Below are 24,578 nucleotides of genomic sequence, written 5' to 3' on the forward strand. Positions count from 1 at the left end.
TTTTTCATTTCACAAAATCAGGCAAACCATGACAGATTTAATCACTCGCCCACGCCGCCTGCGCAAGTCCGCTTCGCTACGTGCCATGTTTGAAGAGACAACACTGAGTTTGAACGACCTGGTGTTGCCGATCTTTGTTGAAGAAGAAATCGACGATTACAAAGCCATCGAGGCCATGCCCGGCGTGATGCGCATACCGGAAAAACATCTGGCGCGCGAGATTGAGCGTATTGCCAACGCCGGTATCCGTTCAGTGATGACCTTCGGGATTTCCCACCACACCGACGCCACCGGCAGCGATGCCTGGAACGAAAATGGCCTGGTGGCGCGCATGTCCCGCATCTGCAAACAAGCGGTACCGGAGATGATCGTGATGTCCGACACCTGCTTCTGCGAGTACACCTCGCACGGCCACTGCGGCGTACTGTGCGATCACGGCGTCGATAACGATTTGACCCTTGTGAACCTCGGTAAGCAGGCGGTGGTTGCCGCTGCCGCAGGCGCTGATTTTATCGCCCCTTCCGCCGCGATGGACGGTCAGGTGCAGGCAATTCGCCAGGCGCTGGACGCCGCCGGATTCACCAATACGGCGATTATGTCCTACTCCACCAAGTTCGCCTCATCATTCTACGGCCCATTCCGTGAAGCCGCGGGTACCGCGCTAAAAGGCGACCGTAAAACCTATCAGATGAGCCCGATGAACCGCCGCGAAGCGATTCGCGAGTCGCTGCTTGACGAAGCCCAGGGTGCCGACTGCCTGATGGTCAAACCGGCCGGTCCATACCTCGATATCCTGCGCGACCTGCGCGAGCGCACCAACCTGCCATTGGGTGCTTATCAGGTAAGCGGCGAATACGCGATGATTAAATTCGCTGCCCAGGCCGGTGCTATCGACGAAGAGAAAGTGGTACTGGAAAGCCTCGGCTCCATCAAACGCGCCGGTGCGGATCTGATCTTCAGCTACTTCGCCCTCGATCTGGCCGAAAAGAAAATCCTGCGTTAATTCAGGTCCCCGGGCTACGGGCTCACAGCTATCTGTGGGTTAGTAGCCCGGACAGGCGCAACGCGCCGCCTCCGGGAAAGTCACCTTAACGACGCTCGCCGCATAATAATTCCTTCACCTCCCCACCCCAATCAACAGGATACAAACTACAACTTACATCGCGATGAAAGGTTGAATATGGCCAATCCCGAACCTGCCTTACCCACCCATGCTTAACCGGATTGATATAAATGTAATCGACATGGCTACGATAGTCCTCTTGGTTACGAATGGCGTGTTCCCAATACCTTGGTTGCCAAACGTTTTGCGCGCCTGTTAAACCCGAAAAATGCTTTTTAATTGATCGCCAGCGCGATGGAAAATCGCTGTCGTTGCCAGGTAAGGTCCAGACGCAATGAAGGTGTTCGGGGAGCACAACCCAGGCATCAATATGAAAAGGTTTCTGTTTGTGGACTATTGCCACTGCCTGGCGTAATGCATCAATACGCTGAACCAGAAACCGACTATCTCTGTCGCGTAAATTGACGGTGAAAAACCAAGTCCCTCCATTAATGTAATGACGACGATAATCGACCATCGGATGCCCCCTGCCAAAGATTTTTTGCCTGTTCCACCAGGTTAAAAGAGGGCGAGGTTAGAAGGCAATGAACTGGACATTAATCTGGAAAAGCGCTCGCAACTTTTTCACATATAGCCTTCCCGGAGGCGTCGCTGCGCGCCTGTCCGGGCTACCTGTTCCTGCCCCCGCAACTCGCCCCCCAAATATTCACTCAACTGTAATCTGAGCGACATCTGCGCCTTCTACTGTCTGGGCAGGACGGAGGAGGTGCCACCATGTTTAGTCTCGACAATGTACTCGATGACCTGTGGCCTCAGGCAAAGCCAGCTCCCTGGCAGAAAAAGGTGCTGAAAAAGCTCCTGCATGAGGAAGAATTTCAACAGTTTGCAGCACGTCATCATCACCTGAAAGGACTGGATACGGTCGAACAGGTGCTCGAACATCTCAATATCCGCTGCGCTATCCCGGCGCACGATCTCGAACAGATCCCCGAACATGGCCCGCTGGTCATTATCGCCAACCACCCTACTGGTACGCTTGACGGTCTGGCGCTACTCTACGCGGTTTCCCGCGTGCGCCGCGATGTCAAAGTGGTCACCAACCGTATGCTCACCCACCTTGAGCCGCTGAGCTCGCTGTTTATTCCGGTCGATAACATTAATGGCCGCACCGCCAAAGCAGCCCTACAGCAGATGGATCAGCAGTTGCAAAACGGCGGCGTGCTGATTTTCTTCCCGGCGGGCGAGGTGTCACGCCTGACCCGCCGCGGGATCCGCGATAAAAAATGGCACTCTGGATTTATTAAACTAGCGGCCAAATACCGCGCCCCGCTGCTTCCGGCGTGGATCCGCGCGCACAACAGCGCGCTGTTCTATGCCAGCACGCTGGTGTCGGATAACCTTCCGCTGCTCCTGCTGATGCAGCAAATGTTCCGCCGCCGCAACAGCAGCCTGCCGGTGAATATTGGCCAACAGATAGCCTGGTCAACCTGGTTCGATCCGCAAAGCTCTTCTCGTGAGCTGACCGAGCGCTGCTACCATCACCTGGAACAGCTAGGAAAAGGACTTCCGGGCGTGTTCAAAACCGAAAGCGCTATTGCCCGTCCCGAAGACCGCGCCCTGCTCAAGCGCGAGCTCAGCAAAGCAGAAACGCTGGGGCGTACGGCAGATGGTAAAGTGATTTATCTCTGGCAGCGCCACGGTCAGGAAGATGCCCCGGTACTGCGCGAACTGGGTCGTCTGCGGGAAATTGCCTTTCGCGCGGTAGGCGAAGGCAGCGGCAAGCGTCGCGACGTTGATGGCTATGATGACGACTATCTGCATCTGATTTTGTGGGATGAAGAAGACCTCGAGATCGTCGGCGCTTACCGTTTTATGCCGACGGCAATACAGCTGGAAAAACGCGGCCTGGAAGGGATTTATAGCTATAGCCTGTTCCATTACGACAAACGCATGGACGATATTCTTCAGCACGGCATTGAGCTGGGGCGTAGTTTCATCCAGCCGCGCTACTGGGGCCGTCGCGGTCTGGACTATTTGTGGTCCGGCATCGGCGCGTATCTGGCACGCTATCCGCACTATCGCTATCTGTTCGGTCCGGTGTCGATTTCTGGCGGCCTGCCGCCCGCCGCGCGGGATCTGCTGGTGGCGTTCTATCGCCTGTGGTTTCCGGCAACTCATCCGCTGGCGGAGTCTCGTCGCCCCTACCCCGCCTCACTGCCCGATGTGCTGGCGCAGTTTGGCGGCGAGGATTACAACGACGATCTGGCCCGGCTAAAGTCCCTGCTCGGCAATCTCGGCTGCGCGATCCCGCCGCTGTATAAGCAGTACTCGGAAGTCTGTGAACCGGGCGGCGTACAGTTTATCGATTTCGGCAGCGACCCGGATTTCAACAACTGCGTCGATGGTCTGGTGCTGGTGGATTTGACTTATCTGAAGACGAACCGCTATCAGCGCTATATTGGCGTGCATCTGGACGCACAAAAGTCGGCATAAAAACCTTTTCCTGGCGGCGGCGCGCAGCGCCTGTCCGGGCTACGGGTTTACAGCTTTCTGCGGGCCGGTAGCCCGGACAGATGCGCAGCATCGCCTCCGGGAAGCCGCTCGCAATGCAGCTTCCGATGTTCTCTACGGCTCGCGGCTGATGCCTTAGCCAGGCTACAGGAATTACCCCGCCCGGTAATACGGCTTATCCCCGAGGATCGTTGCGCGGTGCATAATGCGCCGCTGCGGCAGATAATCGGCGTTGGCGTAGTGCTGGGTAACGCGGTTATCCCAAATCGCCACATCGTTAGGCTGCCAGCGCCAGCGCACCTGGAATTCCGGTTTAGTGACGTGGGCAAACAGGAAGCTCAGCAGCGCCTCGCTCTCTTTCTCCGTCACATCGACGATGCGGGTCGTAAACCCTTCATTCACAAACAGCGCCTGCTTGCCGGTTACCGGATGGGTTCGCACCACCGGATGCAGCAGCGGTGGATTTTTCGCCACCGCGTCCAGCCAGCGCTGATGCTCCTCTTCGGTTTGGCGATATTTATACTCCTGGAACGATTTACGGAAATCATGCTCCGCGCGCAGGCCGCTCAGCAGCTGACGAAATGGCTCAGAGAGCGCCTCATACGCGGCAATGCCGCTGGTCCACAGGGTATCGCCTCCGGTAGATGGCAGCTCTTTTGCCGCCAAAATCGCCCCGGCTGGCGGCGTCTCAATAAAGGTAACGTCAGTGTGCCAGTTATCGTTATCCGGTGGATTATCGTCGTGGGTATCAAGAACGATAATTTCATCAACGCCGGGCGCGTGCGGATAGACCGGGTGAATATGCAGGTCGCCAAAGCGCAGGGCGAGATTGCGCTGCTGCTCAGGGGTAATATTCTGCTCGCGCAGGAACACCACCTGATGGCGCAGTACCGCGTGATACAGCTGCTCGAACTGGTTGTCGCTCAGCGGGCGGGAAATGTCGACGCCGGAAACCTGCGCGCCAATGTATGGCCCCAACGGGGTAATGCTTAAACGTTCGCTCATTGTACTTCTCCATGCCAGGGGGTCAGGCGACGCTGCAGCGCGCGCAGGCCCAGTTCCAGTAAAAAGGCGATGACCGCAATCACCGCGATCCCGGCCAGCACCACATCGGTGGCGAGGAATTCACCGGCGGACTGCACCATAAAACCTAAGCCGCGGGTAGCAGCAATCAGCTCTGCGGCCACCAGCGTTGACCAGCCAACGCCAAGCCCGATGCGCAGGCCGGTAAGAATTTCCGGCAGCGCGCCGGGCAGGATCACCAGCCACAGCACCTGCGCTTTACTGGCGCCTAAAGATTGCGCGGCGCGAATGCGTACCTGCTGGGCGCTCTTGACGCCCGCCAGCGCCGACATCGCCACCGGCGCGAATATCGCCAGGTAGATCAGCAGGATCTTTGAGGTCTCGCCGATGCCAAACCAGATAACCATCAGCGGCAAATAAGCCAGCGGCGGTACCGGACGATAAAGCTCGATCAGCGGGTCGAGGATCCCACGCACCGTTGGGCTCAACCCCATGGCGATCCCCACAGGCACGCCGAGCAGCACCGCTGCCAGCAGCGCGATAACGATACGCGTCAGGCTCGCCGCCAGATGCTGCCAGAGAGTGGCATCCATAAAGCCCTGCGGCCCGGCGATGGTTATCAGCTTCTGCAATACCTGCCCCGGCGGCGGCAGAAACAGCGGGCTAATCAGCTGTAAGGCAGCGACGGCCCACCAGATAACCAGCAGTACCGCCAGGGTTGCCACGCTCAGGGTAAGCTGACGTGAGAACGGCCAGCGCCACTTCAGCGCCCGCTGACGCGGTTTGTCGTTAATGACGATACTCATGAGAAAGCCTCCCGTTGTTCAAATACCCGGCTGAGGACGTATTCGCGTTGTTCGATAAATTTCGGGTCCGATTTGATGCTGCGGCAGGATTCCCCGGCAACAAAGCGGCGGCCAAAATCAAGCGGCAGACGTTCAAGAACGCGGCCAGGTCCCGGCGAGAGCAGAACCAACTCGGTGGCCATAAACACCGCCTCTTCGATATCGTGGGTAATCAGCAGCACCTTCTTGCCGCTCTCATGCCACAGATTGAGCAGCAGGGTTTGCATTTGCTCGCGGGTGAAAGCATCCAGTGCGCCAAATGGTTCATCGAGAAGCAAAAGCTGCGGGTTGGCCGCCAGCGCGCGAGCAATCCCCACCCGCTGACGCTGGCCACCGGAGAGCTGCCAGATAAAGCGCTTTTCCGCCCCTTCGAGGCCAACTTTTTTCAACATCTGCGCGGCGGTTATCCGCCGCTGCGTTTTGTCGACGCCCGCCAGCTGTAGCCCGAGCGCGACGTTATCCTGCACGTTGCGCCACGGCAGCAGCCCTTCGTGTTGAAATACTACGCCGCGATCGGCCCCCGGCCCTTCAACCCGCTGCCCTTCAAGAGTGATGCTACCGTGCTGATAAGGCACGAATCCGGCAATCAGGTTCAGCAGCGTGGTTTTACCGCAGCCGGAAGGGCCAAGGACCACCAGCAGTTCGCCGCTGTCCAGCGTCAGGTTGATATCCACCAGCGCCGGTTTGCCGCCGTAGTCGGCGGAAAGATGCGAGATGTGCAGCATCATGACCTCCTTATTTCACAAAACGGTCGGTAACGTACTGGCTGTAGTCGCTCCCGGCGGCGGGCACTTTGCCCTGCTCTTTGAGGAACTTCGCGGTGTCGATGATGGCTTTATTGACCGGCCCGTTCAGCGCCTGCGCCTGCTGAGCGGCGGTCAGGTAGGTATTGCCTTTCACCAGCCCCGGCACGTCGGCTTCCGGTACGCCGCTTAAGCGCGCCAGCTTGCTGATATTTTCCGGTTGCTTCAGCCACTCGTCAGGGTTGGCGATATAGGGCTGTTGGGCGTCGATGGCGCTTTTGGCGAAGGCTTTGACAATGTCGGGATGCTTTTCGGCAAAATCTTTACGTACCACCCAGACATCCAGCGTCGGCGCACCCCACTCCCCCACCTGCGACGAGTCGGTCAGCACCGTGCCGTCTTTTTCCAGCGCGTTGACCGCCGGAGCCCAGACGTAGGCACCGTCAATATCGCCGCGCTGCCAGGCGGCAATGATCGCTGGCGGTTGCAGGTTGAGGATCTGCACCTGCCCCGGCTTGATACCCCAGTGCTTCAGCGCCGACAGCAGGCTGTAGTGCGTCGTGGAGATAAACGGTACGGCGATGCGTTTGCCAATCAGGTCCTCTGGCTTGGTGATGGTCTTCTTCACCACCAGCGCTTCGGAGTTACCGAGCTTTGAGGCCAGCAGGAAGACTTCAATCGGTACCTGTTGAGTGGCGGCGACCGCCAGCGGGCTGGAGCCGAGGTTGCCGATTTGTACGTCACCGGAAGCCAGCGCCCGCACGATGCTCGCGCCGCTGTCAAACTTGCGCCAGTCAACGGTGGCCCCGCTCTCTTTAGCAAAGGTGTTGTCCGCCTGGGCGACTTTCGCCGGCTCAGCGGAGGTTTGATACGCCACGGTGACGTTAACCGCCTGCGCCTGGAATGCCGCCAGCGCCAGTGCAGCAATGAGTGTGATACGCGATGATAGTGCCATAGTGTCTGCTTCCCATAGTTGTTATGGATGCAGTATTTCCGGCGCGATGCGTTTGATGAAGTAATTAAAAATTCTTGCTAAGAACAAAGCGTTTTTAGAAAAAAAGCGGCAATGGTTAGTTAATTTTCACAAAAACTGTTCCTCTCGCTTTTATTGCAATTTCGTTACATTCGTTACATATCCACACCCCGACGATTGCCAGCGCAGCGGCGGCAGGCATCATAGGGCCATGATCCGCGAAGAGAGTAGAAACATGATTCGAGTGGTGCTGGTCGATGACCATGTGGTGGTGCGTTCCGGTTTTGCACAGTTGCTCAGCCTCGAAGAAGACCTCAACGTTGTTGGCCAGTTCAGCAGCGCGGCAGAGGCGTGGCCGACGCTATTGCGCGATGACGTCAACGTGGCCGTTATGGATATCGCCATGCCGGATGAAAACGGCCTGAGCCTGCTTAAGCGCCTGCGCGCGCAAAAGCCGCAGTTTCGCGCCATTATTCTGAGCATTTATGACGCGCCCACCTTCGTGCAGAGCGCGCTCGATGCCGGAGCCAGCGGCTATCTGACCAAACGCTGCGGCCCGGAAGAGCTCGTGCAGGCGGTACGTTCCGTCGGGATGGGCGGCCATTATCTGTGCGCCGATGCGCTATGGGCGCTGCGCGGCGGCGCAAAACCGGCGCAGGTGCTGGAAGTGCTCACCCCACGTGAACGCGAAGTGTTTGATTTACTGGTCAAAGGCGACAGCGTCAAGGAAATTGCTTTCAAGCTCGATCTTAGCCACAAAACGGTACACGTTCATCGCGCCAACGTGTTGGGCAAGCTGCAATGCCAGAGCACGATTGAGCTGGTGCACTTCGCTCTCGACCACCAGTTGCTGGCGGGGCATTAATGTCGCGCGGCCTTCGCCACGGGGTCATCTCACTGTTCATCGTACTGGCCTGGGGTAGCGGCTGGCTGATGCTGTGGACGCTCGGTTTTTACCTGACACATAACGGCCAGCAGGCGGCGCTGTTTCTGCCACACGGCGTCTATCTGGCGATGCTGATCCTGCTTTCCCGCCGCTACTGGCCCGCGCTGGTGCTCCCCCCCATGCTGATGCTGTTCTGGCTGCACAGCGAACAGTTGCTGAACGGCTATATTCTGCTGGCCGCGCCGCTGGTTAGCCTGCTCCCCGCCGGTCTGGCGCAACAGTTCTGGCACCGTTTTCCTCTTTACTGGCAGCGGCTGACGCTGCTGCTGGCCACGGTCAGCGTCAGCGCATTACTCAACACCGCGCTGCTCTCGCCGTTTGTGAAAAGCCCGGCAATGATGCTCGGCCTGGCCTCGTTTACCGGCGGCGTGCTGCTGACACCGTTTGTCTATCTGATTTTTGAATTCCTGCGCCAGCAGCACCGCTATCATCTGCTGGGACTGGATACGACCAATCCGCCGCTGCGCACCTCGCTAATTATCTGGTGCAGCCTGTTTTTTATCATCGGTATCGGCACCCAGATGGTGTTGTCGCCGGAAATTGAACGCCTGCTGCTGATTGTCGTCTTTCTGCCAAACGTGGTGATGGCATGGAAATTTGGCTGGCAGGGCGGCGTGCTCTCCGGCCTGTTGGGCAGCATGATGATCACCATTGCTCGCCAGGTAGGTGTGGGGTTCAACAATCTGGTTGAACTGGAGATCTTTCTGGCAACCCAGGCGCTGCTCGGTATCGGCCTCGGGATTGCCATTAGCCGCCAGCAGCACCTGGCACAAAACCTGCACCACTACCGCCAGCGGCTGGAAGCAGAGCTGGCGGCGCGACGGGCGCTGACCGAAAAGCTGATCCATACCGAAGAGGACACGCGCAAAAGCCTGGCCCGCGAGCTGCATGACGAAATAGGCCAGAACATCACCGCTATTCAAATTCAATCACAGCTGGTGAAACGGGCGCGCGATCCGGCGCAAACCCAGGCCGCCGCCAGCCAGATTAACGATCTCGCCCGCCGTATCCACCACTCCACCCGCCAGCTGCTGCGCCAGCTGCGCCCACCCGCCCTTGACGAATTGTCGTTTAAGGAAGCACTGCATCATCTGCTCAACGAATTTGCCTTTACCGAACGCGGCATCTGCTGCCGCTTTGACTATCAGCTTAACGCCACCCCGGAGAGCGAAACGGTACGCTTTACCCTCTATCGGCTGCTGCAGGAGCTGCTCAATAACGTCTGCAAGCACGCTGAGGCCAGCGAGGTTGCCATTACCTTACTTGAGCAGGGAAAGTCGTTGCGCCTGGAAGTCAGGGATAACGGCGTCGGAATCAGCGCCGACAAAATTGGCGGATTTGGTATTCAGGGGATGCGCGAACGCGTCAGCGCCCTGGGCGGCGAGCTAACGCTGGAATCGCGGCACGGCACGCGAGTAATTGTTAACTTGCCCACAAATTTGCAACAAACAGCCGGCTAACCAGGAAAAAGTCTTAGGCACTCCGGACTTTCTCTCATCCCCTTTCGATTTCACTTTCATATAGTCAGAAAAACGGAGACGGCTATGCGCTCAGCAACCGACATCAATCAACAATACCGGACGCTGCGTCCACAACTGCTGATGTGCATGATCATCGGGTATGCCGCGTTTTACCTGACGCGCAAAAGCGTTAACTACGTGCTGCCAGCGCTGCAAACGGATCTTGGTCTGGATAAAGGCGATATCGGCCTGCTGGGATCGCTGTTTTATCTCACCTACGGTCTGTCGAAGTTTACTGCCGGACTGTGGCACGACAGCCGCGGACAGCGCTGGTTTATGGGCGTTGGTCTGTTCGCCACCGGTCTGTTGAACGTGGTGTTCGCCTTTGGTGAGTCGCTGACGCTGCTGCTGGCGGTCTGGGCGCTGAACGGATTTTTTCAGGGCTGGGGATGGCCACCCTGCGCCCGACTGCTAACCCATTGGTATTCGCGCAACGAACGCGGTTTCTGGTGGGGCTGCTGGAATATGTCTATCAATATCGGCGGAGCGATTATCCCGCTGATTAGCGCCTTTGCCGCCCACTGGTGGGGCTGGCAGGCGGCGATGCTGGCACCGGGGATTATCAGCATGGCATTAGGCATCTGGTTAACGCTACAGCTGAAAGGAACACCCCAGGAAGAGGGATTACCGTCAGTGGGAGCCTGGCGTAACGACCCGCTGGAGCTGCGTCAGGAGCAGCAAAGCCCACCGATGGGGCTCTGGCAGATGCTACGCACCACGATGCTGAAGAACCCGATGATCTGGCTGCTGGCCATCTCTTACGTGCTGGTCTATCTGATCCGCATCGCGCTTAACGACTGGGGCAACATCTGGCTGACGGAGAGCCACGGCGTCAATCTGCTCAGCGCTAACGCCACGGTGATGCTATTTGAAGCGGGTGGCCTGCTCGGCGCGCTGTTCGCCGGTTGGGGCTCGGATCTGCTGTTCAGCGGTCAGCGGGCGCCGATGATTTTGCTGTTCACGCTAGGGCTGATGGTTTCCGTCGCCGCGCTCTGGCTGGCCCCGGTGCATCATTACGCGCTACTGGCGATCTGTTTCTTTACGGTGGGCTTCTTCGTTTTTGGCCCGCAAATGCTGATTGGCCTCGCGGCGGTGGAGTGCGGACACAAAGCGGCGGCGGGTTCAATCACCGGTTTTCTCGGCCTGTTCGCCTATCTGGGGGCAGCGCTGGCGGGCTGGCCTCTGTCGCTGGTCATTGAACGCTACGGCTGGTCGGGCATGTTTAGTTTGCTCTCGGTCGCCGCAGTCCTGATGGGTTTATTGCTGATGCCGCTGCTGATGGCGAGCATTACTACCTCTCCTGCTCAAAGGATAAAATAATGAAAAAAACTCTGGTCACTACCCTGATAGCTTCCGGCATTGCGCTGGCGACGTTAAGCGGCGCGGCGCAGGCCAAAGGTCGACTGGTGGTCTACTGCAGCGCCACCAACGAAATGTGTGAAGCCGAAACTAAAGCCTTCGGCGAAAAATATGATGTGAAAACCTCGTTTATTCGCAACGGCTCCGGCAGTACGCTGGCGAAGGTCGATGCTGAGAAGAAAAACCCGCAGGCGGACGTCTGGTACGGCGGCACCCTTGACCCACAGTCTCAGGCCGGTGAAATGGGCCTGCTGCAACCCTATAAATCACCGAACCTTGAACAGGTAATGGAGCAGTTCCGCGATCCGGCGAAGCTAAAAGGCAACTACTCCTCGGCGGTGTACGTTGGCATCCTCGGCTTCGGCGTGAACACTCAGCGGCTGAAAGAGAAAAATCTGCCGGTGCCAAAATGCTGGAAAGATCTGACCAAACCGGAATACAAAGGCGAAATCCAGATAGCCGACCCGCAAAGCTCCGGCACCGCCTACACTGCGCTGGCCACCTTCGCCCAGCTGTGGGGGGACGATCAGGCCTTTGATTACCTGAAGCAGCTCAACGCTAACGTCTCCCAGTACACCAAATCCGGGATTGCCCCGGCGCGTAACGCCGCGCGTGGCGAAACGGCCATTGGTATCGGCTTCCTGCATGACTATTCGCTGGAAAAAGAACAGGGCGCGCCGCTGGAGCTAATCTCCCCGTGCGAAGGCACCGGCTATGAAATCGGCGGCGTCAGCATCCTGAAAGGCGCGCGCAACCTCGACAACGCCAAACTCTTCGTTGACTGGGTGCTGTCGAAAGAGGCCCAGGAACTGGCGTGGAAAAAAGGCAAGTCTTATCAGATCCTGACCAACACCACCGCCGAAACCTCACCAAACTCGCTGAAGCTAGATGACCTGAAGCTGATTAATTACGACATGGATAAATACGGCTCTACCGACGTGCGAAAAGCGCTAATCAATAAATGGGTTAGCGAAGTGAAGATGGGTAAATAAGCCCACATTTTGCGGTTAATGCCCGGTGGTGCTCACGCTTACCGGGCCTACACACAACACCGGAAAACTTATGTCACACACACTTGCACTCCATCCCGTGAAAAAACGGGATGCGATATTCCTTTGGGTTTTGTTCGGCTGGCTGGCGTTCGCCCTGCTGCCGAGCTGGAGCCTTGATTACGGTCTGCTGGAGTCCACGAGCGATGAAATTCTCGCGGCCTACGGCTGGTCACAGTTCAACATCAGTTGGTTGTGGTATTTGCTGCCGAGCCTGCTGCTGATTCGTCCATGGCAGGAAGCCAGACGCGAACAGCGCAACCGCCACTACCTCGATGCGGGCTGGGCGTTCTGCTGTATGGCGTTTATCGTCATCAGCGCCACCGTGGAAGGCCGCGGGCTAGGCTACGCCACCATCGTGCTGTTTGTGGCGCTGGGCGCGATAATGACCCTGGCGCTGACTCGCCTGGAATGGCTGGGCGGCGACCGCTTTGTGATTGGTTCGCTGGTCACCATCGTGGCGTTGATTGGCGTATTTATCGTCTGGCCGAGCATCGCTATTTTCATCCCGATGTTCACCAACGACGCCGGGGAGTTCGCCCCGCTGGCGTTTATGGCCGTGCTGTCGCAGGCGCATATCGTCCAGGTGATCCTCAACTCCATCGCCCTGTCGATTGCGGTAGGTATCGGCTGCACCTTCTTTGGTCTGGTACTGGCGATCTACACCACCCGCATCGCCAAACGCAGCGCGATTATTGGCCGCATCTTCTCCATTCTGCCGATCGTGACCCCGCCGTTTGTCGTCGGTTTGGGCGTGACGCTGATGATGGGGCGTTCCGGCTACATTACCGAATTGATGGTCGACTGGTTCGGGCTGACCAACACCAACTGGCTGTACGGGTTTACCGGTATCTGGCTGGCGCAGGTGCTGGCATTCACTCCGATGGCGTTTATGATCCTCGACGGGGCGATTAAGACCATTCATCCGTCTTTGGAAGAGGCGTCGTACACCCTGCGCGCCAGCCGCTGGCAAACCTTTAACGGCGTCTTCGTTCCGCTGCTGAAACCCGCGCTGGCGAACGCGTTTTTAATCGTCATCGTCCAGTCGCTGGCCGACTTCAGTAACCCACTGGTGCTCGGCGGTAACTTTGACGTGCTGGCGACGCAGATCTACTTCTACATCACCGGTTCGCAGCTCGATTATCAGGCGGCGAGCACGCTTGGCGCATTCCTGCTGCTGTTCTCGCTGCTGGTGTTCTGCATTCAGTATATGTGGATAGGCAAGCGCTCTTACGTCACCGTTTCCGGTAAGTCCTACCGTGGCGACGTACAACCGCTGCCGGTCACCCTGGTGTGGAGCGTGATCGCCATTCTGGCGGTGTGGATCGCCTTTAACGCCCTGCTCTACGGCAGCATTTTCTACGGCAGCTTCACCGTCAACTGGGGCGTGGATTACACCCTGACGCTGGATAACTTTATCAAGCTGTTCGGCCAGGGAATGAGCGACGGAGCATGGCCTTCCCTGCTCGACACCCTGCTGTACGCCGGGATTGCCGCGCCCATCACCGCCGCGTTCGGACTGCTGATCGCGTGGATCGTGGTGCGCCAGCAGTTTAAAGGCAAAAAGACTATCGAGTTCACCACCATGCTGTGCTTTGCCGTTCCCGGTACAGTGGCAGGCGTCTCCTACATCCTCGCCTTTAACAGCGCGCCGGTGTACCTCACGGGCACGGCAGCAATTGTGATTATCTCGATGGTGATGCGTAACGTACCGGTGGGTATTCGCGCTGGTATCGCCGGTCTGGGGCAGATTGACAAGTCGCTGGACGAAGCGTCGCTCAGCCTGCGCGCCGGTTCCCTGCGCACCATTACGCATATTCTGCTGCCGCTGCTGCGCCCGGCAATCCTCTCGGCGCTGATCTATAGCTTTGTGCGCGCCATTACCACCGTCAGCGCCATTGTGTTCCTCGTCACGCCGGATACCCGCGTGGCGACGGCTTACATTCTGAACCGCGTGGAAGACGGCGAATACGGCGTGGCAATCGCCTACGGTTCGATTCTGATCGTGGTGATGCTGGCGATTATTTTCATCTTTGACTGGCTAATCGGGGAAGCGCGTATCTCCCGTTCAAAAGCCAAAAACCAGGCGTAATGGAGCGCACTATGAGCCAGAAAAATTTTGTTGAGCTGCGCAACGTCACTAAGCGATTCGGCAGCAACGTGGTTATCGATAATATCAATCTCACCATCCCGCAGGGGCAAATGGTGACCCTGCTCGGCCCTTCCGGCTGCGGCAAGACGACCATTCTGCGCCTGGTGGCCGGGCTGGAAAAACCGAGCGAGGGACAGATTTTCATTGATGGCGAAGACGTCATCCACCGCTCTATTCAGCAGCGCGACATCTGCATGGTGTTTCAGTCTTACGCCCTGTTCCCGCATATGTCGCTGGGGGACAACGTCGGCTACGGCCTGAAGATGCTTGGCGTGTCGCGCAGCGAGCTGAAAGCGCGGGTGAAAGAAGCGCTGGCGATGGTGGATCTGGAAGGATTCGAGGACCGCTATGTCGATCAGATCTCCGGCGGCCAGCAGCAGCGCGTGGCTCTGGCGCGCGCGCTGATCCTCAAGCCGAAGGTGCTGCTGTTTGATGAGCCGCTAAGTAACCTCGACGCCAACCTGCGTCGCAGCATGCGCGATAAGATCCGCGAACTGCAAAAGCAGTTTGATATCACCTCGTTGTACGTCACCCACGATCAGAGCGAAGCCTTTGCGGTTTCCGATACCGTGCTGGTGATGAACAAGGGGCATATCATGCAGATTGGATCGCCGCAGGATCTTTACCGTCAGCCCGCGTCGCGCTTTATGGCGAGCTTTATGGGCGATGCCAACCTGTTCCCGGCCGCCTTCAGCGAGGAGTTTGTCGATATTTATGGCTATCGGCTGCCAAGACCGCTGCATTTCGCCGTCCAGGACGAAGGCACCGTCGGCGTGCGTCCGGAGGCGATTACTCTGAGCGATCGCGGTGAAGAGAGCCAGCGCTGCACGATCCGCCACGTGGCCTATATGGGGCCGCAGTATGAGGTGACGGTGGAGTGGCACGGGCAGGAGATCTTATTGCAGGTGAATGCGACGCGGCTGCAACCGAACGCCGGCGAGCAGTATTACCTTGAGATCCACCCGTACGGGATGTTTGTTTTAGCCGACGCAGTGTGATTGATGCCGGGTGGCGCTGCGCTTACCCGGCCTACGGTTCGTGCAATTTGTAGGCCGGATAAGGCGCTTGTGCCGCCATCCGGCACACGCTCAACGTTGCACGTTCAATTCGGCAATATCCTTCGGCGTCGTCCGACAGCAGCCGCCAATCAGCTTCGCGCCCGCCGCCAGCCACTGGGGTAAATACCCCGCCAGCGTGGCGCACGCTTCGCCGTGATGGTGCCAGGTCTTGGTTTCTGGGTCATAGTGCTCGCCGGAGTTCGGATAAACCACCAGCGGCAGCGCCGTCAGGCTATGCAGATGCTCCAGCGCGGCGGTGGTATTTTCCAGGGCGATACAGTTAATTCCCAGCGCCACCACCTGCGGGTAGTCTGCCAGCACGGCAACCACTTCCCGCAGCGGCGTGCCGTCGCTGAGATGCTGCGCATCGCGCAGGGTAAACGAGAACCACGCCCGCGCGCGCGGATACGCGCTCAACAGCTCCGCCAGCGCCTTAATTTCGGCAAAATTCGGCAGGGTTTCACAGGCTAACAGATCGGCCCCGGCGTCCAGCAAGGCTTCCACGCGCGGACGATGGAACGCCTGAAACGCTTCATGGCTGCGGGCGTAATCGCCGCGATACTCCGAACCATCCGCCAGAAATGCGCCGTACGGCCCAACGGAACCGGCCACCAGCAGCGTCCCCGCCTGCGAATTTTCAGCGAGATACGCTTCACGCGCTTTGCGCGCCAGCTCTACGCTTTTGCCAATCAGCGCTTTCGACTGCGCTTCATCCAGCCCGCGAGCGGCAAAGCCCGCCGGAGTGGCCTGATAGCTGGCGGTGATCGCCACCTGCGCGCCGGCGCGGAAATAGTCGAGGTGGACTTCGCGGATAAGGTCCGGATTGTCGACCAGCACTTTCGCCGACCACAGGCTATCGGCAAGGTTACAGCCGCGCGCTTCCAGCTCCGTCGCCATCGCGCCGTCCAGCAGGACAAAGGGCTGTACGTCAAGGATGGCGGTTAACGGATTATTCTGCGACATGTTGAGGCTCCTGGGTGAGTTTCCGTGAACGAGTCAGATAATACGCACCATAACACAGTGCCACGAACGGGATCCCGCACCACAGCGCAATCCTCTGACTCGGGTCAAACGCCAGCCCCACGCAGGCCACCAGACACAGAACAAATCCCAGCACCGGCACCAACGGATACCACGGCGCGCGATAGTGCAACTCGCTGAGCGCTCTCCCCTGCTGAATGTGGCGACGGCGGAACATAAAATGCGAGGCGCAGATGCTCAGCCATACCGCCACCACCGCAAAACCGGAGATCGCCGACAGCGCGACAAACACCGTGTCCGGGGCCACGACGCTGGAGAACAGTGCCAGTACTCCACCGAGCATGCTCACCGAAATCGCCGTCAACGGTACGCCGTTTTTGGTCAATTTGGTAAAGCAGGCCGGTAGCGTTTTTTCATTAGACAGCGACCACAGCATCCGCCCGGAGGCGTAAAGCCCGGAGTTAGCCGCCGACAGAATCGCCGTCAGGATCACGAAGTTAAAAATATCTGCGGCGTAAGGAATGCCGACTTTTTCAAACACCAGCACAAACGGGCTTTTCTCCACTCCCGCCTGCTGCATCGGGATCAGCGCCGCCAGCACGAAGACGGTGCCGATAAAAAAGATAATCAGTCGGGCGATAGTGGTACGAATAGCCACCGGAATGACTTTATGCGGATTTTCCGTTTCCCCCGCCGCGATGCCGATAAGCTCGGTGCCGGAGAAGGCAAAGTTTACCGCCACCATGGTCATCAGGATCGGCAGACCGCCGTGCGGGAACCAGCCCTCGGCGGTAATATTCGAAAGCCCAGGCGCAGGCGAACCATCCTGCATCGGAATAATGCCGAAGATAGCCGCCCCACCAAGAATAATAAAAGCGATGATGGTGACGACTTTCACCAGAGAGAACCAAAACTCACCTTCGGCAAAGAAGCGGGTAGAGATAACGTTGAGGGCGAAAATCACCACGCAGAACACCACGCACCACACCCATACCGGCACCTGCGGGAACCAGTACTGCATACAGAATCCAGCGGCGGTAAAGCTGGAGCCAAGCGCGACGGTCCAGGTCAGCCAGTAGAGCCACGCCACGGTATACCCTGTCGCCGGGCCGAGGTAGCGTGCGGCATAGACGTGAAATGCGCCGGTTTCCGGCATCGCCACGGAGAGCTCGCCCAGGCACTGCATCACCAGCCACACGACCAGCGCGCCAATCAGGTAGGCCAGCAGCGTCCCCGCCGCCCCGGTGGTGGAGATGATATAGCCGGTATTAAAGAATAACCCTGTGCCAATAACGCCACCCAGCGACAGCATAATCAGGTGGCGGGTCTTCATGGTGCGCTTGAGCTGCCCACCTTGTTGTTGTGTTGTTTGCATATTACCTTCTAAGCGTATGGACATCTAAACATCCAAATGAAGGTTCGTTATACCGTGCCCGCCGGAAAATTGCAAAGCGACCTCATTCACCATCTATGCATCCGCCCAAATCATCAGCGCTGCTTATGGGCAAAATAACGGCAACGTGCAAATCGTGATCGCCGCACTCATAAAATCAAAACAATGGTGCTAATTTTACAAAACAACAAACCATAAAAGGATGATGCTATGTCAACCCGCACTTTACCTCTGTGGGCCGCCGCTGTAGCTGTCGGCATTTTACCGCTGCACGCCGCGCAGGCCGCCACCTCGGTTAAGTTTCCCGATAAAATCTGCAACATTACCCAGTACGGCGCTGAAGGCCATCGGCTGCAAATCGCGCTCAATACCGACGCGATTCAAAAGGCGATTGATGATTGCGCCGCCGCCGGAGGCGGGACGGTACTGGTGCCGAAAGGTAACTTTCTGACCAACCCGCTGTTCCTGAAGAGCAATATTCAGCTCAAGCTGGAGAAAGACGCCACCCTGGTGGCCTCAACCGAAGTGGCTGCTTACCGTGGCGATGACAAAACTAAATACGCCGAAGCGGAAAACGGCTGGCTGCCGTTTATCAGCATCGCCGACGCGCAAAATGTGGCTATCGTCGGCGAAGGTACCATCGATGGTCAGGGCGCGGTGTGGTGGGAGCGCTGGCGTGAGAATATCCGCGCGACAGGCAAAAAAGGCGGCACCGATCGGCCACGACTGATTTACATCACCCGTTCCAGCAACGTGCTGATTGACGGCGTGACCCTCACCCATTCACCCAGCTTCCACGTAGTCACCCGCTACGCACACGATGTCGATATCAACGGCACGAGTATTCTTTCGCCGTGGCATGCGCCGAATACCGACGCCATCGACCCTATTGATAGCCAGAATATCCGCATTACCAATAACTATATCGACTGCAACGACGACCATATCGCCATTAAAGCCGAGAAAGCCGACCCGCGCTTCCCGAACGGCGTGGTGGATAATATCTATATCGCCAATAACACCCTGAAGCAGGGGCGAGGGATCTCCATCGGCAGCGAGAGCGCGGGTGGCGTGAACAACGTGCTGGTGGAAAATAATACCTTTGAAGGTTCGATGTACGGTATCCGCATTAAAAGCCCGCGCGGTAAGGGCGGCGAGGTGAAAAACATCGTTTACCGTAATACCAAAATGCATAACGTCGAAGTCCCGCTGGTCTTCTCCGCCTATTACAAAGCCGCGCCGATTGTGCAGGCCGAAGTCGATAAGCTGCTACAGGCGGGCGGCTTTACCCTCGGCGAGCAGATCTATCCGCCGGACAGCGATCCAAAACAGCCGTTCGACAAATACAAGACCCCACACTTCAGCAATATCACCGTTGAGAACTTAACTTCGACTGGTGCCAGCAAAGCGGCAGCCTACATTATCGGCACCCCGGAAGCGCCGCTGAGCGGTTTCCATTTTACCAACGTCAATATCGAAGCCGCCCACGGCCTGCGCATTCGTAATGCCGAGCTGGAGACCAAAGGGCTTAATCTGCAGGTGAAAGAAGGCCCGGCGATTCAAAAAGACGCGGGGGCTATCGTTCACCAGTAACGCCACATTTGCGGGCAGCTGCACCACGGCGACTCTTCCGCCGGGTGTGGTCTGCCCTTTTTTTGATCGTCACTGGCTTAGAGCCTATCCCAGTAGGCGTAATCGTTGCAGGCAGTTTGGACACGGACAGCGCGCAAGAACCGGAGCGTACACGTAGTACGTGAGGATTCTGAGCACTGCCCAGGGCCAAACTGGCAAATAAGATAGCCCTAATGGGATAGGTTCTTAAACCACAGCGTTTATAAGTGGTATGACCTGGCACTCTCTTTGCAGTCATCTGGATAACATTATCTGGCGAGGCATCGACAATGACAGAGCAAACCACAACGCTAAAAAGAACGCTCGGCAGTTTCCGCTTATGGGGGATTGCCGTTGGGCTGGTTATTTCCGGGGAGTATTTCGGCTGGAGCTACGGCTGGTCCCAGGCCGGGACGCTGGGCTTTATGATTGTCGCGCTGGCGATTGCCGCCATGTACTGCGCCTTTATTTTTAGCTTTACCGAGCTGACCACCGCTATTCCACATGCAGGCGGGCCTTTTGCTTACGCCTACCGCGCTTTTGGCCCGACCGGCGGCTTTATTGCCGGTTTTGCGACCCTGATTGAGTTTGTCTTTGCCCCGCCCGCCATTGCCATGGCCATCGGCGCCTACCTTAACGTGCAGTTTCCGGCGCTGGACCCGAAATGGGTAGCCTGCGGCGCTTACCTCATATTTATGACGCTGAATATTCTCGGCGTCGGCATTGCCGCCACCTTTGAGCTGGTGGTCACCCTGCTGGCCATCTTCGAGCTGCTGGTGTTTATGGGCGTGGTTGCGCCGGGCTTCTCCTGGAGCCACTTTACCGCTAACGGCTGGGCGGGCGCGGAGAGCTTCAGCGGCCTGGCGCTGCCGGGCATGTTTGCCGCGATCCCGTTTGCTATCTGGTTCTTTCTGGCGATTGAAGGCGCATCGATGGCCGCCGAAGAGGCTAAAGACCCGCAGCGCACCATTCCCCGGGCGCTGGGTGGCGGCATTCTGACCCTGACCGTACTGGCGATTGGCGTGATGGTCTTTGCCGGGGGCGTCGGCGACTGGCGGACGCTGTCCAATATCAACGACCCGCTGCCGCAGGCGATGAAAATGGTGGTTGGCAACAGCAGCGGTTGGCTACATATGCTGGTGTGGCTGGGGCTGTTCGGCCTGGTGGCGTCGTTCCACGGGATTATCATGGGCTACTCACGGCAGATTTACTCCCTGGCGCGTGCGGGCTATCTTCCCGCCAGCCTGGCGACGCTGAACCGCCGTACCCGCACCCCGCATCTGGCGATCCTCGCTGGCGGCGTGGTCGGTATCGCCGCCATCTTCTCTGATTCGCTGATCACCATTAGCGGGATGCCGCTGACCGCTTGTATCGTCACGATGTCGGTATTTGGCGCTATTGTTATGTATATCACCTCGATGGCGGCGCTGTTTAAACTGCGCCGCAGCGAGCCGAAGCTGATTCGCCCGTTCCGCGCGCCGCTCTATCCCTTGGCACCCGCCTTTGCCCTGGCGATGGCGGTACTCTGCCTGGTGGCGATGGTCTGGTACAACCCGCTGCTGGCGCTGATTTTCGCCGCCATGATGCTCGGCGGCTATCTGTGGTTTCGCAAGACCGCAGGTGCCCGCCAACGCGCGGCGATGGATCCGCAACTGCGCACGGTCTCCTGAGGAGTCGACACATGTATAAAACCACGCTATCGGGCCAGGTATGGCGTTTTGATAGTCTGAAGACACTGATGGCGAAAGCCTCCCCGGCGCGTTCCGGTGACGCGCTGGCAGGGGTTATCGCCGAGTCCGCCGAAGAGCGGATGGCTGCTAAAATGGCGCTGGCGGAGGTGCCATTGACGGAAATTCTCGCTAATCCGCTGATTCCCTACGAGCAGGATGAAGTGACCCGCCTGATACTCGATACCCACGACAGTCGGGGCTTTGCGGCGATTCGCCATCTGACGGTCGGCGATTTTCGCGACTGGCTGCTCGATGATGCCACCGACGAAACGGCACTACGCCAGGTCGCAAGGGCGATCACCCCGGAGATGGCAGCGGCGGTCAGCAAGTTGATGCGTAACCAGGATCTGATCCTCACCGCCAGCAAGTGCCGGGTCGTCACGCGCTTTCGCAACACTATTGGCCTGCCGGGGCATCTCAGCGTGCGCCTGCAGCCGAATCACCCCACCGATGATATGAAAGGGATCGCCGCCAGTATGCTCGACGGCCTGCTGTACGGCGCGGGGGATGCGGTGATCGGTATTAATCCGGCCAGCGACAGCCTGCCGGTTCTGGCGCAGCTTAACCATATGCTCGACGATATTATTCAGCGCTTCGCTATCCCCACCCAGTCGTGCATTTTGACCCACGTCACCAACACCTTACAGCTGATCGAACGCGGCGCGCCGGTGGATCTGGTGTTTCAGTCGGTGGCCGGGACCGAGGCCGCCAATAGCGGTTTCGGCATTAATCTGGCGCTGCTGCAGGAGGCCCGGGAAGCGGCGCTCAGCCTTAATCGCGGCACGCTCGGCAACAACGTGATGTATTTTGAAACCGGCCAGGGCAGCTGTCTTTCCGCCAATGCCCATCGCGGCGTTGACCAGCAGACCTGCGAAGCCCGCGCCTATGCCGTTGCCCGCCATTTTGAGCCGCTGCTGGTCAATACGGTAGTGGGCTTTATCGGCCCGGAATATCTCTACGATGGCAAGCAGATTATCCGCGCCGGGCTGGAAGACCATTTCTGCGGCAAGCTGATGGGGCTACCTATCGGCTGCGACGTCTGCTACACCAACCATGCCGAAGCGGATCAGGACGATATGGATACCCTGCTGACGCTGTTGTGCACCGCCGGACTGACCTTCCTGATCGGCGTACCGGGAGCTGACGATATTATGCTCAACTATCAAAGCACCTCGTTTCACGATGCCCTTTACGCACGCCGCCTGCTGGGTTTAAAACATGCGCCGGAGTTTGCCGAGTGGCTGGCGAAGATGCAGATTATTGACCGCCACGGTGCGCTGCGTCTGACCGACGCCCGCCATCCGCTACTTTCCGTCCTGCCGCAAGGAGAACCGGTATGAATCCTCCCGACGCCTGGAACCCGCTACGTGAATTTACCGATGCGCGGATTGCGCTGGGCCGTAGCGGCGCGAGCCTGCCGACCCGAGAAGTGCTCAATTTCGGCCTCGCTCACGCCAGGGCGCGCGACGCCATCCACCAGCCCTTCGCCAGCGACCAGTTAGAACAGCCGCTGGCGGATTTGGGCCTCTCTTCGCTGACCGTCCACAGCGCCGCCAGCGATCGTCATATCTACCTGAATCGCCCGGATCTGGGACGACGCCTGGACGATGCGAGCCGCGCCGATCTGGCCGCCAGCGGCGTGCGTCCCGCCGACTTGCTGATAGTGATTGGCGACGGGCTGTCGTCATACGCCGTACAGCGCCAGGCGCTGCCGCTGATCCGTGCCCTTCTCCCCTATCTGGAAACGCTTGGATTGAGCCTTGCTCCGGTGGTGCTCGCGCACCAGTCGCGGGTCGCGCTGGGCGATGATATTGGCGAAACGCTGAAGGCCAGAGCGGTAGCGATTCTGATTGGCGAGCGGCCGGGGCTCTCTTCGCCGGATAGCCTTGGCGTTTATTTGACCTGGCAGCCACATCGTCAGCGGCTGGAGTCGGAGCGCAACTGTATTTCCAATATTCGCCCGGAGGGGCTGAGCTATGACGCCGCCGCCTTTAAGCTGGCCTGGCTACTGGAGCAGGCATTTTTGCGGCGACTAACCGGGGTGCGCCTGAAAGATGAAAGCGATAACCCGGCGCTGCATGGAAAAATAAAACCTTTGAGCCAATTAAAATAATTGGCCACGCGAGCAGAAGAATAGATTTTTAATATTCCTGGCGCAGCTGAATATTATATTATGGAACGTGCTGAAATTGCGAATTTTGTAGGCCGGGTAAGGCGTCAGCCGCCACCCGGCAAAATGTATTGGCCGTACGAAAAACGGTGTTGCCATCAGTCTTATGCCCTTTTCTGCAGGTAATAAGAATATTGCATGAGTAAAAACGAAACGAAAGCGGTAAGGTAAATCTGCGCATTAAATATATCTCGTTATCTATTCAAAATAACAGCCAATAATTCGCCAACTCATGTGGTGGGTTATTTCTCAATGTTATGCAGTCATTGATGGTTAAGCATAAATAATCGATTGACCGACGGTGAGGTAGCAATGAAAAATTTTTCCGGGAAAGCGTCTTTAATGGCCACGCTGGTTGTCGCGTTGGTCGGTGCAAATAGCGTGCAGGCAGCTGAAATTAAAATCGGCGTGGTATTACCGCTGAGCGGCGCGCTGAGCGGCTACGGACAGCCATCACAAAAAGGGCTGGATATTATTCAGAGCATTACCCCGGCATTAAAAAATGGCGATACCGTTAAGCTTATTGTGATTGACGATAAGAGCGACAAGGTCGAAGCCGCTAACGCCATGCAGCGCCTGGTTTCCAGCGATAAAGTCGACGCGGTGATCGGCGAAGTCACCTCCTCCAATACCCTGGCGATGACCAAAATCGCCGACGACAGCAAAACGCCGCTGGTCTCCTCGACCGCCACCAACGACCGCGTTACCCGCAACCACCCTTACGTTAGCCGGGTCTGCTTCTCCGACAGCTTCCAGGGCGTGGTTGGCGCAAACCTCGCCTCCCGCGACCTGAAAGCCAAAACCGCCGCCATCGTCTTCGACAGCAGCAACGACTACTCCGTCGGCCTGGCGAAGGCCTTCCGCACTCAGTTCCTGAAAAACGGCGGCACCATCCCTATCGAAGTTCAGGCCCCCGGCGGCAGCAAAGACTTTAAAGCCCAGTTGTCCAGCGTGAAAGCGAAGAACGTCGACATGATTTATATGCCGATTTACTACACCGAAGGGGCGCTTATCGCCGTGCAGGCGAAACAGCTGGGGCTGAGCAAACCGGTGGTCGGCGGCGACGGTCTGGCAGCGGATCAGGTCTTTTTTGACGTCGGCAAAGATGCGGTCAACGGCTATATGACTACCGATTACTACTCGCCGAACGCCAAAGAGCAAACGCCAGCGGGCGAGGTGTTTATCAAAGCCTGGGAAGCAAAATATCAGCAGCCGACCCATACCTGGGGGGCGATGGCGGCGGATGCGTATAACGTCATTATCAACGCCATGAACCAGTGCAGCGACCCGCACGACCGGGTTTGCGTTAATGAAAAAATTCGCGCCACCAAGGACTTCCAGGGCGTGACCGGCACCCTGACGTTGCAAAACGGCGACGCTATCCGCAGCGCAGTCATCAACGAAGTGAAGGATGGCAAGCTGGCGTTTCGTACCGTAGTCAATCCTTAAGG

Annotated in this window: 20 protein-coding genes and 1 pseudogene; 13 read left to right on the forward strand and 8 right to left on the reverse strand. The window is 57.9% G+C overall.

Features of this window, described 5'->3' with window-relative positions:
- Positions 1–28 precede the first annotated feature (28 nt).
- Positions 29–1,003 carry a porphobilinogen synthase gene (hemB, locus tag DA718_RS22555; RefSeq protein WP_112214079.1) on the forward strand — a complete coding sequence of 325 codons (975 nt, stop codon included), beginning with the start codon at positions 29–31 and terminating at the stop codon, positions 1,001–1,003.
- 85 nt (positions 1,004–1,088) lie between these two features.
- On the opposite strand, the gene DA718_RS22560 is transcribed toward hemB, so the two are convergent.
- On the reverse strand, positions 1,089–1,580 hold the full coding sequence (locus DA718_RS22560; protein ID WP_112214078.1) for an REP-associated tyrosine transposase: 492 nt from the start codon (positions 1,578–1,580) through the stop codon (positions 1,089–1,091).
- Between the two features lie 257 nt (positions 1,581–1,837).
- Between DA718_RS22560 and olsF the strand changes: the two genes are divergently transcribed.
- Positions 1,838–3,556, forward strand: coding sequence for a bifunctional ornithine lipid synthase OlsF (gene olsF / locus DA718_RS22565; protein ID WP_112214077.1), 1,719 nt, complete (start codon positions 1,838–1,840; stop codon positions 3,554–3,556).
- A gap of 171 nt (positions 3,557–3,727) precedes the next feature.
- Here olsF and tauD read toward each other — a convergent pair whose 3' ends face one another.
- The 4 genes from tauD to tauA are packed head-to-tail and all read right to left on the reverse strand — an operon-like array spanning position 3,728 to position 7,140.
- Positions 3,728–4,579, reverse strand: coding sequence for a taurine dioxygenase (gene tauD, locus DA718_RS22570; protein ID WP_112214076.1), 852 nt, complete (start codon positions 4,577–4,579; stop codon positions 3,728–3,730).
- A complete protein-coding gene (tauC, locus tag DA718_RS22575) occupies positions 4,576–5,403 on the reverse strand; it encodes a taurine ABC transporter permease TauC (protein ID WP_112214075.1) in 828 nt (275 codons plus the stop codon). Before tauC ends, tauD begins: the two co-directional genes overlap by 4 nt.
- Positions 5,400–6,167: a taurine ABC transporter ATP-binding subunit gene (tauB, locus tag DA718_RS22580; RefSeq protein WP_112214074.1), complete on the reverse strand. Its 768-nt coding sequence runs from the start codon at positions 6,165–6,167 to the stop codon at positions 5,400–5,402. Before tauB ends, tauC begins: the two co-directional genes overlap by 4 nt.
- Before the next feature lie 10 nt (positions 6,168–6,177).
- Positions 6,178–7,140 carry a taurine ABC transporter substrate-binding protein gene (tauA, locus tag DA718_RS22585; protein ID WP_112214073.1) on the reverse strand — a complete coding sequence of 321 codons (963 nt, stop codon included), beginning with the start codon at positions 7,138–7,140 and terminating at the stop codon, positions 6,178–6,180.
- Positions 7,141–7,393: 253 nt separating this feature from the next.
- On the opposite strand from tauA, the gene DA718_RS22590 reads away from it, so the two are divergent.
- From DA718_RS22590 to fbpC, 6 genes are all read left to right on the forward strand, one after another.
- Complete coding sequence (locus DA718_RS22590; RefSeq protein ID WP_112214208.1) at positions 7,394–8,023, forward strand: response regulator transcription factor; 630 nt, start codon at positions 7,394–7,396, stop codon at positions 8,021–8,023.
- Positions 8,023–9,564, forward strand: a complete 1,542-nt coding sequence (locus DA718_RS22595) for an MASE1 domain-containing sensor histidine kinase (RefSeq protein WP_112214072.1) — start codon at positions 8,023–8,025, stop codon at positions 9,562–9,564. Before DA718_RS22590 ends, DA718_RS22595 begins: the two co-directional genes overlap by 1 nt.
- 84 nt (positions 9,565–9,648) lie before the next feature.
- Positions 9,649–10,944: an MFS transporter family glucose-6-phosphate receptor UhpC gene (gene uhpC, locus DA718_RS22600; RefSeq protein ID WP_112214071.1), complete on the forward strand. Its 1,296-nt coding sequence runs from the start codon at positions 9,649–9,651 to the stop codon at positions 10,942–10,944.
- Positions 10,944–11,975, forward strand: a complete 1,032-nt coding sequence (locus DA718_RS22605; RefSeq protein ID WP_112214070.1) for an ABC transporter substrate-binding protein — start codon at positions 10,944–10,946, stop codon at positions 11,973–11,975. The genes uhpC and DA718_RS22605 overlap by 1 nt, the downstream gene beginning before the upstream one ends.
- Before the next feature lie 70 nt (positions 11,976–12,045).
- Positions 12,046–14,124 carry an ABC transporter permease gene (locus tag DA718_RS22610; RefSeq protein ID WP_112214069.1) on the forward strand — a complete coding sequence of 693 codons (2,079 nt, stop codon included), beginning with the start codon at positions 12,046–12,048 and terminating at the stop codon, positions 14,122–14,124.
- A gap of 11 nt (positions 14,125–14,135) precedes the next feature.
- Complete coding sequence (gene fbpC / locus DA718_RS22615; protein WP_112214068.1) at positions 14,136–15,182, forward strand: ferric ABC transporter ATP-binding protein; 1,047 nt, start codon at positions 14,136–14,138, stop codon at positions 15,180–15,182.
- 90 nt (positions 15,183–15,272) lie between these two features.
- On the opposite strand, the gene mmuM is transcribed toward fbpC, so the two are convergent.
- Together mmuM and mmuP are read right to left on the reverse strand one after the other, a co-directional pair.
- Positions 15,273–16,205, reverse strand: a complete 933-nt coding sequence (gene mmuM, locus DA718_RS22620) for a homocysteine S-methyltransferase (protein ID WP_112214067.1) — start codon at positions 16,203–16,205, stop codon at positions 15,273–15,275.
- Complete coding sequence (gene mmuP, locus DA718_RS22625) at positions 16,192–17,598, reverse strand: S-methylmethionine permease (protein ID WP_112214066.1); 1,407 nt, start codon at positions 17,596–17,598, stop codon at positions 16,192–16,194. Before mmuP ends, mmuM begins: the two co-directional genes overlap by 14 nt.
- Positions 17,599–17,826: 228 nt before the next feature.
- Here mmuP and DA718_RS22630 point away from each other — a divergent pair, with 228 nt between their 5' ends.
- The 4 genes from DA718_RS22630 to eutC all read left to right on the forward strand — a co-directional run bounded on the left by DA718_RS22630 (position 17,827) and on the right by eutC (position 23,070).
- Entirely contained in the window at positions 17,827–19,209 is a 1,383-nt protein-coding gene (locus tag DA718_RS22630) for a glycoside hydrolase family 28 protein (protein ID WP_112214065.1), read from the forward strand.
- 308 nt (positions 19,210–19,517) lie between these two features.
- Entirely contained in the window at positions 19,518–20,897 is a 1,380-nt protein-coding gene (eat, locus tag DA718_RS22635; RefSeq protein WP_112214064.1) for an ethanolamine permease, read from the forward strand.
- A gap of 11 nt (positions 20,898–20,908) precedes the next feature.
- Entirely contained in the window at positions 20,909–22,297 is a 1,389-nt protein-coding gene (locus DA718_RS22640; protein WP_112214063.1) for an ethanolamine ammonia-lyase subunit EutB, read from the forward strand.
- On the forward strand, positions 22,294–23,070 hold the full coding sequence (gene eutC, locus DA718_RS22645; protein WP_112214062.1) for an ethanolamine ammonia-lyase subunit EutC: 777 nt from the start codon (positions 22,294–22,296) through the stop codon (positions 23,068–23,070). The genes DA718_RS22640 and eutC overlap by 4 nt, the downstream gene beginning before the upstream one ends.
- A 259-nt stretch (positions 23,071–23,329) precedes the next feature.
- On the opposite strand, the pseudogene DA718_RS30520 reads toward eutC, so the two are convergent.
- Positions 23,330–23,477 (reverse strand): annotated as a pseudogene (locus DA718_RS30520) (hypothetical protein).
- Here DA718_RS30520 and DA718_RS22650 point away from each other — a divergent pair.
- Entirely contained in the window at positions 23,470–24,576 is a 1,107-nt protein-coding gene (locus DA718_RS22650) for an ABC transporter substrate-binding protein (protein ID WP_167492820.1), read from the forward strand. The pseudogene DA718_RS30520 and the gene DA718_RS22650 overlap by 8 nt on opposite strands.
- Positions 24,577–24,578 lie beyond the last annotated feature (2 nt).

Source organism: Klebsiella huaxiensis (genome assembly GCF_003261575.2).
Taxonomy (GTDB): domain Bacteria; phylum Pseudomonadota; class Gammaproteobacteria; order Enterobacterales; family Enterobacteriaceae; genus Klebsiella; species Klebsiella huaxiensis.

What these genes read in the sequence shown, in the direction of transcription:
- hemB (WP_112214079.1), top strand. Translation starts at nt 29, where the DNA reads ATGACAGATTTAATCACTCGCCCACGCCGCCTGCGCAAGTCCGCTTCG.
- DA718_RS22560 (WP_112214078.1), bottom strand. Translation starts at nt 1,580, where the DNA reads ATGGTCGATTATCGTCGTCATTACATTAATGGAGGGACTTGGTTTTTC.
- olsF (WP_112214077.1), top strand. Translation starts at nt 1,838, where the DNA reads ATGTTTAGTCTCGACAATGTACTCGATGACCTGTGGCCTCAGGCAAAG.
- tauD (WP_112214076.1), bottom strand. Translation starts at nt 4,579, where the DNA reads ATGAGCGAACGTTTAAGCATTACCCCGTTGGGGCCATACATTGGCGCG.
- tauC (WP_112214075.1), bottom strand. Translation starts at nt 5,403, where the DNA reads ATGAGTATCGTCATTAACGACAAACCGCGTCAGCGGGCGCTGAAGTGG.
- tauB (WP_112214074.1), bottom strand. Translation starts at nt 6,167, where the DNA reads ATGCTGCACATCTCGCATCTTTCCGCCGACTACGGCGGCAAACCGGCG.
- tauA (WP_112214073.1), bottom strand. Translation starts at nt 7,140, where the DNA reads ATGGCACTATCATCGCGTATCACACTCATTGCTGCACTGGCGCTGGCG.
- DA718_RS22590 (WP_112214208.1), top strand. Translation starts at nt 7,394, where the DNA reads ATGATTCGAGTGGTGCTGGTCGATGACCATGTGGTGGTGCGTTCCGGT.
- DA718_RS22595 (WP_112214072.1), top strand. Translation starts at nt 8,023, where the DNA reads ATGTCGCGCGGCCTTCGCCACGGGGTCATCTCACTGTTCATCGTACTG.
- uhpC (WP_112214071.1), top strand. Translation starts at nt 9,649, where the DNA reads ATGCGCTCAGCAACCGACATCAATCAACAATACCGGACGCTGCGTCCA.
- DA718_RS22605 (WP_112214070.1), top strand. Translation starts at nt 10,944, where the DNA reads ATGAAAAAAACTCTGGTCACTACCCTGATAGCTTCCGGCATTGCGCTG.
- DA718_RS22610 (WP_112214069.1), top strand. Translation starts at nt 12,046, where the DNA reads ATGTCACACACACTTGCACTCCATCCCGTGAAAAAACGGGATGCGATA.
- fbpC (WP_112214068.1), top strand. Translation starts at nt 14,136, where the DNA reads ATGAGCCAGAAAAATTTTGTTGAGCTGCGCAACGTCACTAAGCGATTC.
- mmuM (WP_112214067.1), bottom strand. Translation starts at nt 16,205, where the DNA reads ATGTCGCAGAATAATCCGTTAACCGCCATCCTTGACGTACAGCCCTTT.
- mmuP (WP_112214066.1), bottom strand. Translation starts at nt 17,598, where the DNA reads ATGCAAACAACACAACAACAAGGTGGGCAGCTCAAGCGCACCATGAAG.
- DA718_RS22630 (WP_112214065.1), top strand. Translation starts at nt 17,827, where the DNA reads ATGTCAACCCGCACTTTACCTCTGTGGGCCGCCGCTGTAGCTGTCGGC.
- eat (WP_112214064.1), top strand. Translation starts at nt 19,518, where the DNA reads ATGACAGAGCAAACCACAACGCTAAAAAGAACGCTCGGCAGTTTCCGC.
- DA718_RS22640 (WP_112214063.1), top strand. Translation starts at nt 20,909, where the DNA reads ATGTATAAAACCACGCTATCGGGCCAGGTATGGCGTTTTGATAGTCTG.
- eutC (WP_112214062.1), top strand. Translation starts at nt 22,294, where the DNA reads ATGAATCCTCCCGACGCCTGGAACCCGCTACGTGAATTTACCGATGCG.
- DA718_RS22650 (WP_167492820.1), top strand. Translation starts at nt 23,470, where the DNA reads ATGGCCACGCTGGTTGTCGCGTTGGTCGGTGCAAATAGCGTGCAGGCA.